14 protein-coding genes are annotated in these 14,917 nt (G+C 64.7%); 1 reads left to right on the top strand and 13 read right to left on the bottom strand.

The annotated features are described in order from the left end of the window. Window positions 1–96: 96 nt before the first annotated feature. The 6 genes from FNJ47_RS00885 to FNJ47_RS00860 form a co-directional block, all read right to left on the bottom strand. On the bottom strand, window positions 97–1,065 hold the full coding sequence (locus FNJ47_RS00885; protein WP_163149512.1) for an ABC transporter ATP-binding protein: 969 nt from the start codon (window positions 1,063–1,065) through the stop codon (window positions 97–99). Further along, entirely contained in the window at window positions 1,062–2,042 is a 981-nt protein-coding gene (locus FNJ47_RS00880; RefSeq protein WP_163149644.1) for an ABC transporter ATP-binding protein, read from the bottom strand. Before FNJ47_RS00880 ends, FNJ47_RS00885 begins: the two co-directional genes overlap by 4 nt. Further along, window positions 2,039–2,956 (bottom strand): ABC transporter permease, encoded by a 918-nt coding sequence (locus FNJ47_RS00875; RefSeq protein WP_163149510.1) that lies wholly within the window; start codon window positions 2,954–2,956, stop codon window positions 2,039–2,041. Before FNJ47_RS00875 ends, FNJ47_RS00880 begins: the two co-directional genes overlap by 4 nt. After that, window positions 2,922–3,878 carry an ABC transporter permease gene (locus tag FNJ47_RS00870; protein ID WP_163149508.1) on the bottom strand — a complete coding sequence of 319 codons (957 nt, stop codon included), beginning with the start codon at window positions 3,876–3,878 and terminating at the stop codon, window positions 2,922–2,924. The genes FNJ47_RS00875 and FNJ47_RS00870 overlap by 35 nt, the downstream gene beginning before the upstream one ends. A 220-nt stretch (window positions 3,879–4,098) precedes the next feature. Further along, window positions 4,099–5,889 carry a peptide ABC transporter substrate-binding protein gene (locus FNJ47_RS00865; RefSeq protein ID WP_163149507.1) on the bottom strand — a complete coding sequence of 597 codons (1,791 nt, stop codon included), beginning with the start codon at window positions 5,887–5,889 and terminating at the stop codon, window positions 4,099–4,101. Between the two features lie 406 nt (window positions 5,890–6,295). After that, window positions 6,296–7,714: a M20 family metallopeptidase gene (locus FNJ47_RS00860; protein ID WP_163149505.1), complete on the bottom strand. Its 1,419-nt coding sequence runs from the start codon at window positions 7,712–7,714 to the stop codon at window positions 6,296–6,298. A gap of 169 nt (window positions 7,715–7,883) precedes the next feature. Here FNJ47_RS00860 and FNJ47_RS00855 point away from each other — a divergent pair, with 169 nt between their 5' ends. Next, on the top strand, window positions 7,884–9,245 hold the full coding sequence (locus FNJ47_RS00855) for a metallophosphoesterase family protein (RefSeq protein WP_163149503.1): 1,362 nt from the start codon (window positions 7,884–7,886) through the stop codon (window positions 9,243–9,245). 24 nt (window positions 9,246–9,269) lie between these two features. Here the strand turns inward: FNJ47_RS00855 and FNJ47_RS00850 are convergent, their stop codons facing one another. The 7 genes from FNJ47_RS00850 to FNJ47_RS00825 form a co-directional block, all read right to left on the bottom strand. Further along, window positions 9,270–9,491, bottom strand: a complete 222-nt coding sequence (locus tag FNJ47_RS00850) for a hypothetical protein (protein ID WP_163149501.1) — start codon at window positions 9,489–9,491, stop codon at window positions 9,270–9,272. 343 nt (window positions 9,492–9,834) lie between these two features. Next, a complete protein-coding gene (locus FNJ47_RS00845) occupies window positions 9,835–10,209 on the bottom strand; it encodes a LuxR C-terminal-related transcriptional regulator (protein ID WP_163149499.1) in 375 nt (124 codons plus the stop codon). Further along, a complete protein-coding gene (locus tag FNJ47_RS00840) occupies window positions 10,206–11,072 on the bottom strand; it encodes a S1C family serine protease (protein ID WP_163149497.1) in 867 nt (288 codons plus the stop codon). Before FNJ47_RS00840 ends, FNJ47_RS00845 begins: the two co-directional genes overlap by 4 nt. A gap of 104 nt (window positions 11,073–11,176) precedes the next feature. Further along, window positions 11,177–11,299, bottom strand: a complete 123-nt coding sequence (locus tag FNJ47_RS53130; protein ID WP_283811171.1) for a hypothetical protein — start codon at window positions 11,297–11,299, stop codon at window positions 11,177–11,179. 89 nt (window positions 11,300–11,388) lie between these two features. Further along, window positions 11,389–12,102: a response regulator gene (locus tag FNJ47_RS00835; protein ID WP_163149495.1), complete on the bottom strand. Its 714-nt coding sequence runs from the start codon at window positions 12,100–12,102 to the stop codon at window positions 11,389–11,391. Next, window positions 12,095–13,711, bottom strand: coding sequence for a DUF4118 domain-containing protein (locus tag FNJ47_RS00830; protein WP_163149493.1), 1,617 nt, complete (start codon window positions 13,709–13,711; stop codon window positions 12,095–12,097). Before FNJ47_RS00830 ends, FNJ47_RS00835 begins: the two co-directional genes overlap by 8 nt. A 356-nt stretch (window positions 13,712–14,067) precedes the next feature. After that, on the bottom strand, window positions 14,068–14,658 hold the full coding sequence (locus tag FNJ47_RS00825) for a hypothetical protein (RefSeq protein ID WP_163149491.1): 591 nt from the start codon (window positions 14,656–14,658) through the stop codon (window positions 14,068–14,070). Window positions 14,659–14,917 lie beyond the last annotated feature (259 nt).

Below are 14,917 nucleotides of genomic sequence, written 5' to 3'. Positions count from 1 at the left end.
GACAACGGCGGAGCCGTTGCGCGGGGGTGACGGCGAGGAGCAGAACGCGCTGTAGGTCGATACAATGCTCCGCCTTATCGTGCGACGCGATCCATCCTAAGCCAGATGGCACGCCACGGAATGCCCGTTGCTGCCTTCCCGCAGTTCCGGCGCGCTCTGCCGGCAGCGCTCTTCGGCGATCGGGCAGCGGGTGTGGAAGTGGCAGCCCTGCGGCGGATTCATCGGGCTCGGCACGTCGCCTTTCAGGCGGATGCGGTCGCGCTTTGCCTTGGGATCGGCGACCGGCACCGCCGAGAGCAGTGCCTTGGTGTAGGGATGCTGCGGATTGCGATAGAGGTCGCTGGCCTTGGCGAGCTCGACGATGCGGCCGAGATACATTACGGCGACGCGGTCGGAGATGTGCTCCACGACCGACAGATCGTGGGCGACGAACAGATAGGTCAGGTTCAGCTCGGCCTGCAGATCTTCCAGCAGGTTGATGACCTGGGCCTGGATCGAGACGTCGAGCGCCGAGACCGGCTCATCGCACACGATCAGCTTCGGCTCCAGCGTCAGTGCGCGAGCGATCGCGATGCGCTGGCGCTGGCCGCCGGAGAATTCATGCGGATAGCGCCGCATGTGCTCGGCCTTCAGTCCGACCTTGACCAGGAGATTGGCGACGCGGTCCTCGCGCTCGCTGGCTGAGCTCACGAGGTTGTGGATGATGAAGGGCTCGCCGAGGATCGCGCCGACCGTCATGCGCGGATTGAGCGAGGCGAACGGGTCCTGGAACACCAGCTGCATGTTGCGCCGCATGGCACGCAGGTCGCCGCCACCGAGACCCGTGACGCTCTGGCCGTCGAATACGACTTCGCCCGAGGTGGGCTCGATCAGCCGCAGCACGCAGCGGCCGGTGGTCGACTTGCCGCAGCCGGATTCGCCGACCAGCCCCAGCGTCTCGCCGCGGTCGACCGAGAACGACACGCCGTCGACCGCATAGACCTGGCCGACCTCGCGCGACAAGAGGCCGCCCAGCACCGGAAAGTGCTTCTTCAGATTGCTGACGCGCAGCAGCGGCTCGCTCATGACGCGTCTCCGAGGTGGCAGGCCATGCGATGGCCGGGTGCGATCTCGCGCAGGCGCGGCTCCTTTTGGGTGCAGATGCTCATGGCGTGCTTGCAGCGGGGCGCAAACCGGCATCCGACCGGCGGATTGATCAGGATCGGCACCGAGCCGCCGATCGCCTCCAGCCGGGTCTTGTGCTCGGCGTCGAGATCGATGCGCGGGATCGAGCGGATCAGGCCCTGGGTGTAGGGATGGCGCGGGTTGCCGAACAACTCGTCGACCGGGGCCTCTTCCACCACCTTGCCGGCATACATCACGACGACGCGCTGCGCGGTCTCGGCGACCACGCCCATCGCATGCGTGATCAGCATCACCGCCATGCCGAAGCGTTCCTTCATGTCCTGCAGGAGGTCGAGGATCTGCGCCTGGATCGTGACGTCGAGCGCGGTGGTCGGCTCGTCGGCGATCACGAGCTTGGGCCGGCAGGCCAGTGCCATCGCGATCATCACGCGCTGGCGCATGCCGCCGGAGAACTGGTGCGGATAATGATGCACGCGGCCCGCGGCATTGGGAATCTGCACCAGCTTCAGCATCTCGATGGTGCGCTCGAGCGCCTGCTTCTTGGTCACCGCCTCGTGGCGGCGCAGACTTTCGGCGATCTGCTCGCCGATGGTCAGCACCGGATTGAGCGAGGTCATCGGCTCCTGGAAGATGAAGCCGATCTCCTTGGCCCTGATGTCGTCGAGCTCGCGGCTGGTCAACGGCACGAGGTCACGGCCCTCGAACATGATCTCGCCTTCGACGATCTTGCCCGGCGGCATCGCGATCAGCTTCAGGATCGACATCGCGGTGACGGTCTTGCCGCAGCCGGATTCGCCGACCACGCACAGCGTCTCGCCCCGGTTGATGCTGATGTCGACGCCGTCGACGGCCTGGAGAATGCCGGCGTCGGTGGTGAAATGGGTTTTCAGGCCCTTGATGTCGAGCAGCGCCATCAGATCACCTTGCGGGCGTCGAGCGCATCGCGCAGCCCGTCGCCGATGAAGTTTATGGCGACGACGGCGATGAAGATCGCGCCGCCCGGGAACAGCGCCCAATGCGGGCCGATGTCGAGAAAGTCCTTGGCGTCATAGAGGATGCGGCCCCAGGTCGGCGTATCCGGCGGGAAGCCGAGGCCGAGGAACGAGAGTGTCGATTCGGCGATGATTGCGGCGGCGACGTCGATCGTGCCGGCGATGATCACTGGACCAAGTGCATTGGGCAGGATGTGGCGCACGACCTGGCGCACCGGGCTTGCGCCGAGCGCACGGGCGGCCTCGACGAATTCCTTCTCGCGCAGCGAGAGGAACTGGGCGCGCACCAGGCGGGCGACGGGCATCCAGCGCAATCCGCCGATCACGAGCACGATCAGGATGAAGATGCCGCCCTCCGGGCCGAACACGGCCTTCAGCCCGTCGCGGAACAGATAGATCAGCATCAACAGCAGCGGCAGTTGCGGCAGCGACAGGAACAGGTCGGTGAGCCACATCAGCGCGTAGCCGAGCGCGCCGCGCGACATGCCGGCGAGTGCGCCGATCAGCGTGCCGACGAATACCGAGACCAGCATTGCGGCGAGGCCAACGGCGAGCGAGATGCGGCCGCCATAGATCATGCGGGCGAGCAGGTCCTGGCCGAGATCGTCGGTGCCGAACGGATGCGCCAGCGAGGGGCCTTGCAGGCCCGCCACCACGTCGATGTCGCTGATGGAGACGCGCCAGATGAACGGACCGATCACGACGGCCGCGATCAGCAGCAGCAGCAGCACGGCGCTGACCACGGCCGGCTTGTGCCGGCGGTAGCGGCGCCAGGTTTCGCGCAGGGGCGAATAGCCGCGCCGCTCAGCGGAAGGAGATGCGAGGGTCAAGCCAGCCATAGAGGACATCTGCGATCAGGTTGAACAGCACCACGAGACACGCGAAGACGAAGGTCACGGCCATCACGACCGGCGTATCATTGGCGAGGATGGAGGAAATCAGCAGCGAGCCGATGCCGGGAATCCGGAAGATCTGCTCGGTGACGATGGCGCCGCCGAACACGGCGGGCACTTGCAGTGCAACGAGCGTGACGACCGGGATCATCGCATTGCGCATCACGTGCTTGACGATCACCTTGGCCTGCCCGAGCCCCTTGGCACGGGCGGTTGTGACATAGTCGAGCCGGATCACGTCGAGCATCGCCGAGCGTACGAAGCGGGTCATCGACGCCGCCTGGAACAGGCCGAGCACCATCACCGGCATGATGGCCTGCCGGATCATCTCCAGCAGCCAGGGGATGCCGCTTCCCGGCACGCTGGTGTAGACGAAGGGCAGCCAGTCCAGCTTCACCGAGAAGATCAGGATGAACAGGATGCCGGTGAAGAAGGTCGGCAGCGAGAAGCCGATGAAGGCGAAGGTGTTGGCAAGCTGGTCGAAGACCGAGTAGGGCCGGGTGGCGGCATAGACCCCGACCGGGATCGCGATCAGGAGCGCCAGCAGCTGCGATGAGCCGACCACGTAGAGTGTGGTCGGCAGCCGTTGCAGGATCAGTGTGTCGACATCGACCCGGCTGACAAAGGAGAAGCCCCAGTCACCCTGCGCCATCGCTGCGAGCCAGTGCAGGTAGCGGAGATAGATCGGGTCATCGAGGCCGAACTTGGCGCGCAGTGCGGCCTGCACCTCGGGCGGCACGTTCGGATTGGTCGCGAGCTCGCTGAACGGATCGCCCGGCGCGAGCGCCAGCACGACGAACAGGACGAGCGAGATTCCGAGCAGGCTCGGAATCGCGATCATCAGACGACGCAGGATGTATTGACTCATGAACGGATCATCTGACTTACGCTTGCACCTTGACCACGATTGATTTCGCTTCCCGCCGAAAGCCGAACCTCACCCCGCACGGCGTGCGGGGAGAGGTCGGAATTCAAGCCAACGGGTCGGCATGAAGCGCCACCCGATGACAGGCTCCACTTGAAGTCCGGGTGAGGGACTCTCCGCGAACTCACCTTTCAGCGCGCTCGCGGACAGAGCTCCTCACGGCTCAGTTTTCACGATACCAGTCTTGCAGATTGTCGGTTTGGTTGGCCCAGCCCGAGAGCGCCGGCCGCAGCGTGTTGGAGGAGGCCTCCACCGCGAGCCGATGCATCACGGGGATCATCACATTGTCCTGCCACATCAGGTCATTGCCCTTGATGTAGAGGTCGGCCCGCTTGATCGGATCGGTTTCGGTATCGGCTGCGTCGATCGCGGCATCGAATTCCTTGTTGGCCCAGCGAGGGAAGTTCGGCCCCTGCCACTTGTTCTCCTTGGTGGCGATGTTGCGCGAGTGGTAGCGGCGCATGTGCAAAGCAGGATCGGGCTGGGTCATCGGGATCTGGAACATCTCGATGTCGGCGTAGAAGTGGGCGTAGGTGTCGGGGTTGGCGACGTCCGAGGAGAAGAACACCGAGGCCACCACCGATTTCAGTTCGACGTCGATCCCGGCCTTCTGGCAGGCCTGCTTGACGATCGCCTGGGTCTTCTGCCGCGGCCCGTTGATCGAGGTCTGATACAACAGCTTGAGCTTCTTGCCGTCCTTCTCGCGGATGCCGTCGGTGCCCAGCTTCCAGCCCGCCTGCTCGAGCAGCGCGCTCGCCTTCTCGACCGAGAATTCCCACTTGGTGTTCTTGGAGACGAACTCCTCGGGGCCGTTGAGATAGTTGGCGGTGGTGCGGCCGGCACGGCCGTAGATCGCCTTCTTGACGGAGTCGCGGTCGACCAGCAGCGCCAGCGCCTGGCGTACCTTCGGATCGGACAGGATCGGATGCTTGGTCTTGATCGACGAGCGTTCGCCATCGATCTCGGTGTTGGGGTCGGTGAAGTTGATCGCAATGAACTCGATGTCGCCGCCGACCGCGAACAGGGCCTTGCCCTTGCCGCCCTTTTCGAGCCGCAGCAGCACTTCGTCTTCGACCTGGATGTTCCAGGCGAAATCATATTCGCCGGTCTGGATCACCGCGCGTGCCGCCGAGACGGCATCGCCGCCCCCCTTCATCTCGATCGTGTCGAAGGATGGACGGTTGGCCATATGGTAGTCGGGGTTGATCTCGCCGCGGATCAGATCGCCCGGCTTGAACTCGACGAACTTGTACGGGCCGGTGCCGACGGGTTTCAGATTGTTGGGCGCCTCGCGGGACTTGCCGCCCTTGTAATCCGCGAACAGATGCTTCGGGATGATGCAGCCATAGGCCCCGACAAAGGCATTGGCCCAGAACGGCGTCGGCTTCTTGAAAGTGATGCGGATCGTGAGATCGTCGATCTTTTCGACGGTCAGGCCGCTGTAGGTCTCAATCGAGACGGCCGCGGTCGCGGGGTCGCTGGCATATTCCCAGTTGAACACGAGATCGTCGGCTGTCAACGGCTTGCCGTCGTGCCATTTGACGCCCGGTTTGAGTTTCCAGATTACGGTCTTGGCGTCGGCGGAAAGTCCGCCATTCTGGATCGACGGGATCTCGGCGGCGAGGATCGGGTTGAGATGGCCGTCGACATCCCAGCTTGCGAGCGGTTCGTAGAACAGCCGCGAGCCGTCCTGGTCCTTGGTGCCGGTGGCGAAGTGCGGATTGAGCAGGGTCGGGCCTTGCCACCACAGCAGCTTCAGCGGACCGCCGCCGCCGCGCTTGGTCGGCTTGTACGGGTTCGGGCTCTGCGCCATCGCGACGCCGCCGATCGCCAGAATCTGGTTCGCCATCGGCGCGGTGAGGCCGACGGCAATCATTCGCTTGACGAAGGCGCGGCGGTCCATCCGACCGTCCTTCACGTCGTCGATCATGCCTCTCAGATTCTTGTCGAACATAGTCCCCTCGGTCCGGCTCACGTGTGATTGCGGCGGGCCTTGGAACCGGCCGCCGTTCTGGCGGCAGATGGCACACCGAATGACCGCGAAGGTCAACGCCTCCCGGGGCTCTACGTCTAGGTCTTTTGGCTATCGCTTGTGCAGAAGCTGTCCGGGCCGCACATCGGTTCGGCATTTCGGCGCGAAAGTCCGCCTACGCGCGCCTCGCAGTGCGGAAAATTTATTCGTCATCCTTTGTTCTGAGATGCTTTTTTGTCACGCAACAGCGTTTTCGAGCGAACCGGCTGCCGGTTCGCGTGAAGAATCCACGTCAAACAAAAATCCAAGGCCCCATTCCGATCCAATCGGAGCGGGGCCCTGGCCGGATTTCGTTTCAAAGCGGCGGTCTGGACGGCAGACGCGGCCCTCAGGCGATCGACATGTCCAACGGCGGTGCAACATTCGCCGGCAGCGGACTGACATAGGGCGTCCGGGTGGTGCGCTTCTTGAGGTCGGCCTTGGCGGCGGCGATCAGCTCCGGCTCCATCAGCGCCTTGACGCCTAGGCCGGCCATCGCCTTGGCGGCCTGCACCATTGCCTTGTGCGCGGCCGGCGTCTTGCCCTGCGCCACCACCTGCCAAGTATGGAACGGCGTGCCGATCGCAACCGTCGGTGCATGGACCTGCACGGTCGGCACCACCCAGCTGACGTCGCCGACATCGGTCGAGCCGATCAGCGGGTTGCGCTTGGCGTCGATCGGCACCAGGAAATCGGCCAGCGGCCGGTCGGTCGGTTCCATGCCGATCGCGTAATAGACCGAGGCGATGTCCTTGTCGGTCAGGGTCGCGCGGATCTTGCCGGCAAAGTCCTTGTCGGCATCGTCGAAATGCGGCGGGCCGAGATCTTCCATGATCCGGTGCAACGTCTGCTCCAGCGGCGTGTTGGGCAGGATGTTGGAGACCGCGGAGATGATCTTCATCTCCACCTTGGTCTCGGTCATCAGCGCGGCGCCCTGCGCGATCTTGTGCACGCGCTCGACCAGTTCGTTCATGCCGGGCAGGTCGCGGGCGCGGATCGAATAGCGCACGCGGGCATGGGCCTGCACCACGTTGGGCGCGATGCCGCCGGTGTCGAGCAGTGCGTAGTGCACGCGCGCATCGCTCGGCATGTGCTCGCGCATGTAATTGACGCCGACATTCATCAATTCCACCGCGTCGAGTGCGCTGCGGCCGAGATGCGGCGAGGCCGCCGCATGCGAGGTCCGCCCGGTGAAGATGAAATCGGCGCGGGTGTTGGCGAGCGACGGCGTCACCGCCACCTCCCAGAAACTGTGCGGATGCCAGGTGATGGCGATGTCGGCATCCTCGAAGGCGCCACAGCGCACCATGAACGCCTTTGCCGCGCCGCCTTCCTCGGCGGGGCAGCCGTAATAGCGCACCCGGCCCGGCACCTTGTTGGCGGCGAGCCAGTCCTTCACCGCGGTGGCGGCAAGCAGGGCTGACGAGCCGAGCAGATTGTGGCCGCAGCCATGGCCGTGGCCGCCGGTCTCGACCGGACGATGTTCGGCGATGCCGGCCTCCTGGCTGAGGCCGGGCAGGGCGTCATATTCGCCGAGGAAGGCGATTACGGGTCCGCCTTCGCCCCATTCGCCCATCACCGCGGTCGGAATATCGGCGAGGTTCTCGGTGATACGGAAACCCTGGTGGCGCAGCTCGGCCAGATGTTCGGCGGATGAGCGCGCCTCGGTGTAGCAGACCTCGGGCATTGCCCAGACCCGGTCGCTCAATTCGATGAAACGCGGCTTGATCGTGTCGACGCCGCGCCAAACATCACTTCGGTTGTCCATTTGCTCCGATCCTCGAGTAAGGCAATCTGAAGCGCAAAAGGCTAGCAGCTTGGCACGCCGCCGCCTAGCACGTGCCGGCAGACCAGCGTTTCCGAAAGTCACGTCTTGGTGTGGTTTGCACGCGATTGTGGCATGGTCATCGCGCGCCCCCTCACGATACGATCCGGCCATGAATGATCGAATCCCGTCCCTGCTGCCGGCGAACCCTGGCCATCAGTTCGTGATCTATGCCGACGCCTGTTCGGGCGTTCCCGACGCGCTGCATGAGCGCACCTTCGCCTCGGTGAACAATGTGGTGCGCCGGCTGCATCCTGCGCCCGAATTCATCCTCTTCCCCGGCGACGAGATCGTCGGCCTCACCACCGACGCCGACGCGCTGCGCGCCCAGTGGCGGCATTGGTTCGAGGTCGAGATGGCCTGGCTCGACCGGCGCGCGGTGCCGCTGTGGCACACGACCGGCAACCACACCACCTATGACGAGATGAGCGAGGCGGTGTTTCGCGGGGTGCTGAAGCTGCCGCACAACGGGCCGCCCGGCCAGCAAGGCCTGTCCTACTGGGTTCGCCGCGACGATCTCGTGATGGTGTTCGTGCACACGCTGTGGAGCGGCCTCGGCGGCGAGGGGCATGTCGAGACCGACTGGCTGGAAGCGGTCCTCGAACAGCACAGGGACGCCAGGCACAAGCTCGTGCTCGGCCATCATCCCGTCTACCCCATCAACGGCTTCAGCGGCAGCTATCAGCGCGAGATCGGCCACGAATACAGCGCGCGGTTCTGGGATATCCTGGTCCGTGCCGATGTCACCGCCTATCTGTGCAGCCACATCCTCGCCTTCGACGTTCAGGTCCATCGCGGCGTGCTGCAGATCTGCACGGCGGGTGCCGGCACTGCGCATCGGATGCCCGACGGCGTCGAGTATCTGCATTGCGTGCAGGCCGCGCTCGATCAGCACGGTCTTCGCTATCAGGTGCTCGATACCGAAGGCGTCGTGCGCGAGCAACTGGCATGGCCGTTGCCGGCCCTCGACCCCACCGCGTGGACGCCACTGCCGCGTGGGATCAGCCTTGCGCCATTGTCGGGGACGCCGGCATCCGGGACGGTCGTTGCCCTGAAATTGTCGGGCCGGACGGCTGCGGGAACCGCCGCGCCGCAAACCCTGCTCTGCACGCCAGCGCCTGACGTGATCGCACCGCTCTGGCTTGGACTGCGCGGGCCGAACCAGACGCTCACCTTGATCCTCGGGCGTGAGCGCGGGCGCAGCCCGCATTACTGGGTCGGTCCCGATCTCGGCGCCGGCAGCGATTTCGACCTCGACATCGCGCTCTATCCGGACATGGGACCGGGCGGCGTGCTGTGGCGACGCAGCGGTGAGGCGCGCTGGACTTCGTTCACGGCGATATCGGCGACCGGGCTCGAGCGATTGTCATGGCCGGCCAATTGGTGCGTCGGCCACGGCGAGGGCGGGCCCGAGGACAAGCGCTATGCCGGGCCACGGCTCGACGTCGCCGCGTCCGTCATCGCTTCGGCTTGAATGAAGGCGGCGACGAAACCCTAGTCAGGATCTTGAGTCAGGATCTTGCGGCTTCGTCCGCTCGGCACTCTTCAACTCGCGATCGATCAGCGTACAGACCCGGCGCTGCGCCAGCAGGCCGAGCCTGGCGCGTGTGGTACCGCGCTTGACGTTTCCGTTTATTTCGAATGACCAGCTCCAGAGGTCGGGTTCGGTGTTGGTGAGCGTGTATTGGATATTCCGATGACGATCGATCAGCTTCTTCATGCCGTTTCTTTTTGGTGGCTGACGATTGCATAGCCAGATCGAAGCGGCGTCTGTATCCGGACGATTACTTACGCATTTGGTCTAACACCGGTTCGTATGGCGGAATTCTCGCAATCACTTAGTTGGCGTGTCGCGAGAATGCGAGCTGTGACTCACAGATGGTGCCACACGCTCACCGTCGTCCCGGGCAAGCTCCGCGCGACCCGGGACCCATAACCACAGGGTGCGGTTGTTGCGCAACGCTGTGGCCCCAGCGAGTTCCGTTACACAAGGCGGTGGTTATGGGTCCCTGCTTTCGCAGGGACGACGCGAGGAGAAACCTCGACGGCCGGCAGCCCACCCCTCACAAATTGATCACCCCGCGTCGCGCCGCGTGCGCGACGGCGTCGGTGCGGCCGGTGGCGTCGAGCTTGTCGAGCAGGGAGCCGACATGAAACTTGGCGGTGTGGACGGAAATTCCGAGCCGCTGTGCGATCTTCTTGTTGGATGCGCCCTCGGCGAGCAGCGCCAGCACGTCGAGCTCGCGCGGCGTCAGCTCGAAGTCGCCGGCAGCTGCGGCCTCCCGGTTGCGTGCGACGATCGCCGCCGCCGCCTGCTCGCCCGGCGCGGCAAGCCGCAGGCCGGCGACGCTGCCAAGCAACGTCGCCAGCCGGTCGGCGAGCACGGGATCGTCGATCTCGAGTGCGATGACGATGTCGGGGGCAGGCTCATCACTCACGTTTCAGGCCTCTCGCCGACTGTCACCTTGAAGCTCAACGGCTCGCCGCCGCGATGGACCGTGAGGTCGACGACGCTGCCGACGCTCTGCGGTCCGAGGCCGCGCGACAGCGCCCGCACACCCGACAGTTTCTCGCCGTTGACGGCAATGATCACGTCGCCCTGGCGGATGCCGGCGGCGGCCGATGGGCCGGCCTTGTCGATGTTCATCACCATCGCGCCGATGCCGTCGTCGAGACGGACCGGCTGCAACCCGACGCCGAGATATCCGCGCGCGATGCGGCCGCTCTTCTCGAGCTGGGCTGCGACCCGCTCGATGGTGGCGGCAGGAATTGTCAGCACGCGGCGCGGGCCAAGCACGGCCATGCCGAACGCTTCGCCCGCGGCGTTCAGCGCCAGTCCGCCTTGCTGGCTGTGCCGCAGCCGGACGTCGAGCTCGATCCGTGCGTCGATCTCGCCGCCGCGCAGGCTGCGCCAGGCCGGGCCCGTATGCCCGACCATGCCGAGCCGCGCGCTCGGCGCGCCGCGGTCGGCCGCGACGATCACCGCGAGCGACCCCAGCGCAGGGACCGCGGTCGACTGCTTGACGGGGGCAACATCGCCATCGACCCGCAGCAGGGCGATGTCGGTGGTGTGGTCGCGTCCGACGACGGTCGCCGGCCTGCGGCTGCCGTCGGCGAACTGGATTTCGATCTCGCCCTCGTCGGCGAGCGCCTCGTCGGCGGTGACGATGAGGCCGGCCTTCCAGACAAAGCCGGATGCGCGCGCGCGATACGAATGCACCGAGACGATCGCGGGCGCAGCGCGCGCGATGGTCTCCGCAAGGGCTGATGACAGCGACGAAAGGATGTTCGGTTCGGTCATGGGAAACTCCGTTGGCTTCCCTCAATCTGGGATGATGCGGCTGGCCGCGAAACTGGCCGGATGGGCAGGGGCGGGACGAGGAACATCCGCCGATCCCGAACCTCTCAGCCCCGGTCCCGGGTCCTCCAGCCGAACAGCGCGAAGCCGGCGACGAGCGCCACCACGATCAGCATCCAGTTCTGACCCTCGACGCCCAGGAAATGAAACGGTTGAATCAGGAACTGCACCGCGTGCCCCTTTTCCGGGCACGCTAAAGCTTTCCGGGTTGAAAATATATTATTATTGTATATGTGCCGGCCGGCGGGCGCCCGGATATTCAATCGGCAACGCTGGTCTCCATCCGGTTTTCCAGCCGATAGCCGACGCCCGACTCGGTTACCAGCAGCCGGGGCTGGTTCGGATCGGCCTCGATCTTCTGCCGCAGCTTGCGCACCAGGATGCGCAGATACTGGATGTTGTCGCGCTGGTTACCGGTCCAGATCTCCTTCAGCAACTGGTCGTGCGTCACCACCAGGCCGACATGGACCGCCAGCACGTGCAGCAGGCGGTACTCCTTCCGCGTCAGCTTGATCCTGGTCTGGTTGAGCGAGACGGTGCGGCTGACGAGATCGACAGACAGCGGGCCGACTACCACGACGGGATTCTCGGTCGCGCTCTTGAAATATCGGCGCAGCGCGGCGTCGCTGCGCGCCAGCAACTCGGCCATGCCGAAGGGTTTGACGACATAGTCGTCGGCACCCGCCTGCAGCAGGCGAACCTTCTCGTCCTCGTCGGATTCGACGGAGAGCACGATCACCGGAACATTGGACCAGGAGCGCAGCCGCTCCAGCGTCTCGCTGCCGTGCAGGTCCGGCAGTCCGAGATCGAGGATGACGAGATCGGGCGCGTTGAAGGTCGCGATCTTCAAGCCGTCGGCGGCGTTCTCCGCCTCGCCGACCGAGAAGCCGTGAATTTCGAACCCGGCGCGCAGGAAGCGGCGGATCTTCGGCTCGTCGTCGATGAGCAGGACGAGGTTACGCGGCTTACTCATCGTCGCGGGTCACCAGTTCCAAATCCATGGTCTGCGGTGCCGGTAGCAAGATCGATGCCGTTGTCCCAAGGCCGTGCCCACGGCTCGCAATCTCCACGGTGCCATCATGTGCCCTGATGAAGGTCGATGCGATCCAGAACCCGAGTCCCGAACCGGGGACGCTTGCCTGATGGCGCGGGCTGCGGAACGATTTGCGGCCGAGCAGGCGCTGCTCGTCGGGCGTGACGCCGACCCCTTGATCGGTGATCGACATCACGACGCGCACGCCGTCGTGGCGGGTTTGCACTGATATCGTCGACTTGGATGGCGAGTATTTGGCGGCGTTCTCCAGCAACTGACCGCAGGCCTCCTCGATCAAGCCGGAATCGACATTGAGCAGCGGGAGATCGTCGTCAAATCGGATCTCGAGGCGATGCGCCGCCAGTCGCCGTGCCCGCGCCTTGACCGCGGCGTTAACGATGTCGCGCGGGTCGGACCATTCGAGGCGGGGCGTCAGCCCACCGGCCGTCACGCGCGTTGCGTTCAGGAGATTACGGATGTGACCGTCGAGCCGGACGACCTCATCCGAGACAGCTTCAATCAGCGAGCGCAGCCGGTCGTCGGCCGTCGCGGCCGGCATCGCCTTCATCACGCTTACCGACCCCTGGATGGCGGCGAGCGGCGAACACAGTTCGTGCGAGAGCGTGCCGTGGAAGGCGTCCCGCAACAGCTCGGCTTGCAGATGCAGCCTGGCGTCGTCCATCGCCTTGCCGATATCAAGCCGTTGCAGCGTCAACGAGACCTCTTCGAGCACCGTCTCGATCCGGCGTGTGCGCAACTTGATGGCTTCGCGCGTGCCGCGCCCGACGTTGATGGCGATGACGCCGTGCACCACGGTTTTCGAACCGATGGCGCGGAGCAGCCACACGTCCTGGGTCGATTCATCGGTGATGCTGCGATCGGTCGCGCCGACCGTCGCCGTCATCGCGGCGACGTTATCCTGCACGGCCGACGGGGAGTCTCCCGATCCCGGTGCAGGCTCGAAATGACCTCCCGCGGACGCAACGAACAGAGCCGCGCGCTGGCCGAGTGCATGCGCCAGATAGTGCCCGACGGCGTCGATCAGGTCGGAGATGGTGAAGCACGCCGCGAGGCGCTTGGAGAATTCATAGAGGTGCTGGATCTCCCGCTCGCGGCGTCGCAACCTTTCGGTCTCCTGTTGCAGGCGCGATGCAAGGTTGCTGCTCACCAGTGCGACGACAAGGAAGACAAGGAGGTCGATGGCCTCCTGCGGGTTATCGACCCGGAGGCTGTAGAGCGGCGTGAAAAAGAAGAAGTCGGCCGCTGCGATCGCGGTGAGCGATGCCAGCGTGCCCGACCAGATGCCCCATCGGGTGGCGGCGAAGATGACCGGGACCAGGTAGGCGATCGGCACCAGGTTTGCGGCGATCGGCTCGTCGAGCACGAACAGGATCGCCGTGATGACCGCGATCGATCCGATCGACCATAGCAGGGGCAGGACCTCGGTCCACATGACCGGCCTTGGGGTGGCGCCGAACCCCGGCGTGAACACGTGCTCCGCCTCGCCGTGGCGCACGCGGACACTCGCGAGCCGTTGAAACAGGGGCAAGGAATAAATCAAGGAGTTTGCCTTCGTAGAGAAAGACACCGGAAGATCCTCGTCACGGCCGCCCCGGCCAGCACGAAATCTGCCCCGGCAACATCCGATAGGAGCGTTGAAAGACGCGGGTCCGGTGCCGTCAGAACGGCGCATGCCCTCGCGAATGGTTCAACGTTCGACCGTCGGTTGCTGCTCCGATGTCACCAGCTACCCAGCGATCCGAGCATTCCCCAGGAACGGATAGAAAATCCATGTTGTTGAGGCGGGCGAGAAATAAAAAAGAAATAGTCGAAGCGCGAGATCGGCGGTTGCCGGCGCTACCGAGTGGATCCCGCGCCGCCAGAGGACAGCGGCGCGGCGCGTCTTCAGCGTCGCTCGAGCAGGGCGGCATCATCCGATTTCTGCAGCATCTCGCCGACATAGCTGAGCGCCAGCCGTTCTCCGGCAAGCTGTGGCTTCGACGCGCGGTAGAGGCTGAATTCGCTGGCCTGGCCGGCCCGCGGCGGAGTGAGCTTGGCGATCGCGGCCGAGCTGAAATATTTCGGCGGGTAGAGATAGAAGTCCATCAGCGGAGTCTGCGAGCCGCCGGATTGCCGCTTCAGGACGGCAAGCGCTCTCGCGCCGGCCTCCGGATAGAGCGCGGTCCAGCCCGCAAAACTGCTCGCCAAAATCTCCAGCGACAGGATCGCGGTCGCGATCTCGACGAAACCCTGGTTGGACTTCTTGGCGCTTCGGGTCGTCGTGGCCTTGCGCAGCCGCTGCCTGAACTCGTGATGCCGCTCGATGAATGGCCCGAGCCGGGCTCGCCACAGCATATCCGGCAGACAGGCATAGCCATGGATGGCGTGATAGCTCTCGATCAGATTGCGGCACTGCGCCGTCAGATCGGGCGGCAGAAAGTTCAGATCGACATCGCCGATCTCATCGCCGCTCGCACAGTTCGTCACGTTGGCCACGATGCGCGGCACTCCGTTGCAATCAGAGCGAAGGATTCGCTCGATCAAGCGAGCTTAGCCGTTGAGCGCGTATATCTTCGATGCACATTCGCCGCGATCGGCGTAGCAATAAAATAGCGCGCGTGTTGATGACGAGCACTGCGCCGATCAAGCTATGGCGAAAATGGCACAGGTCACGCGGATTCTCTCGCACCGCAACGTGCGCTTGTCACAAAACCTTACGATTCTTGCCGGGTTCTTCAGCAGTCAATGATGCAAA

It is taken from the genome of Bradyrhizobium uaiense (assembly GCF_010811875.1).
Taxonomy (GTDB): domain Bacteria; phylum Pseudomonadota; class Alphaproteobacteria; order Rhizobiales; family Xanthobacteraceae; genus Bradyrhizobium; species Bradyrhizobium uaiense.
Note: the sequence above shows the minus strand (reverse complement) of the source record. Positions and strands in the feature narration are given on the sequence as shown.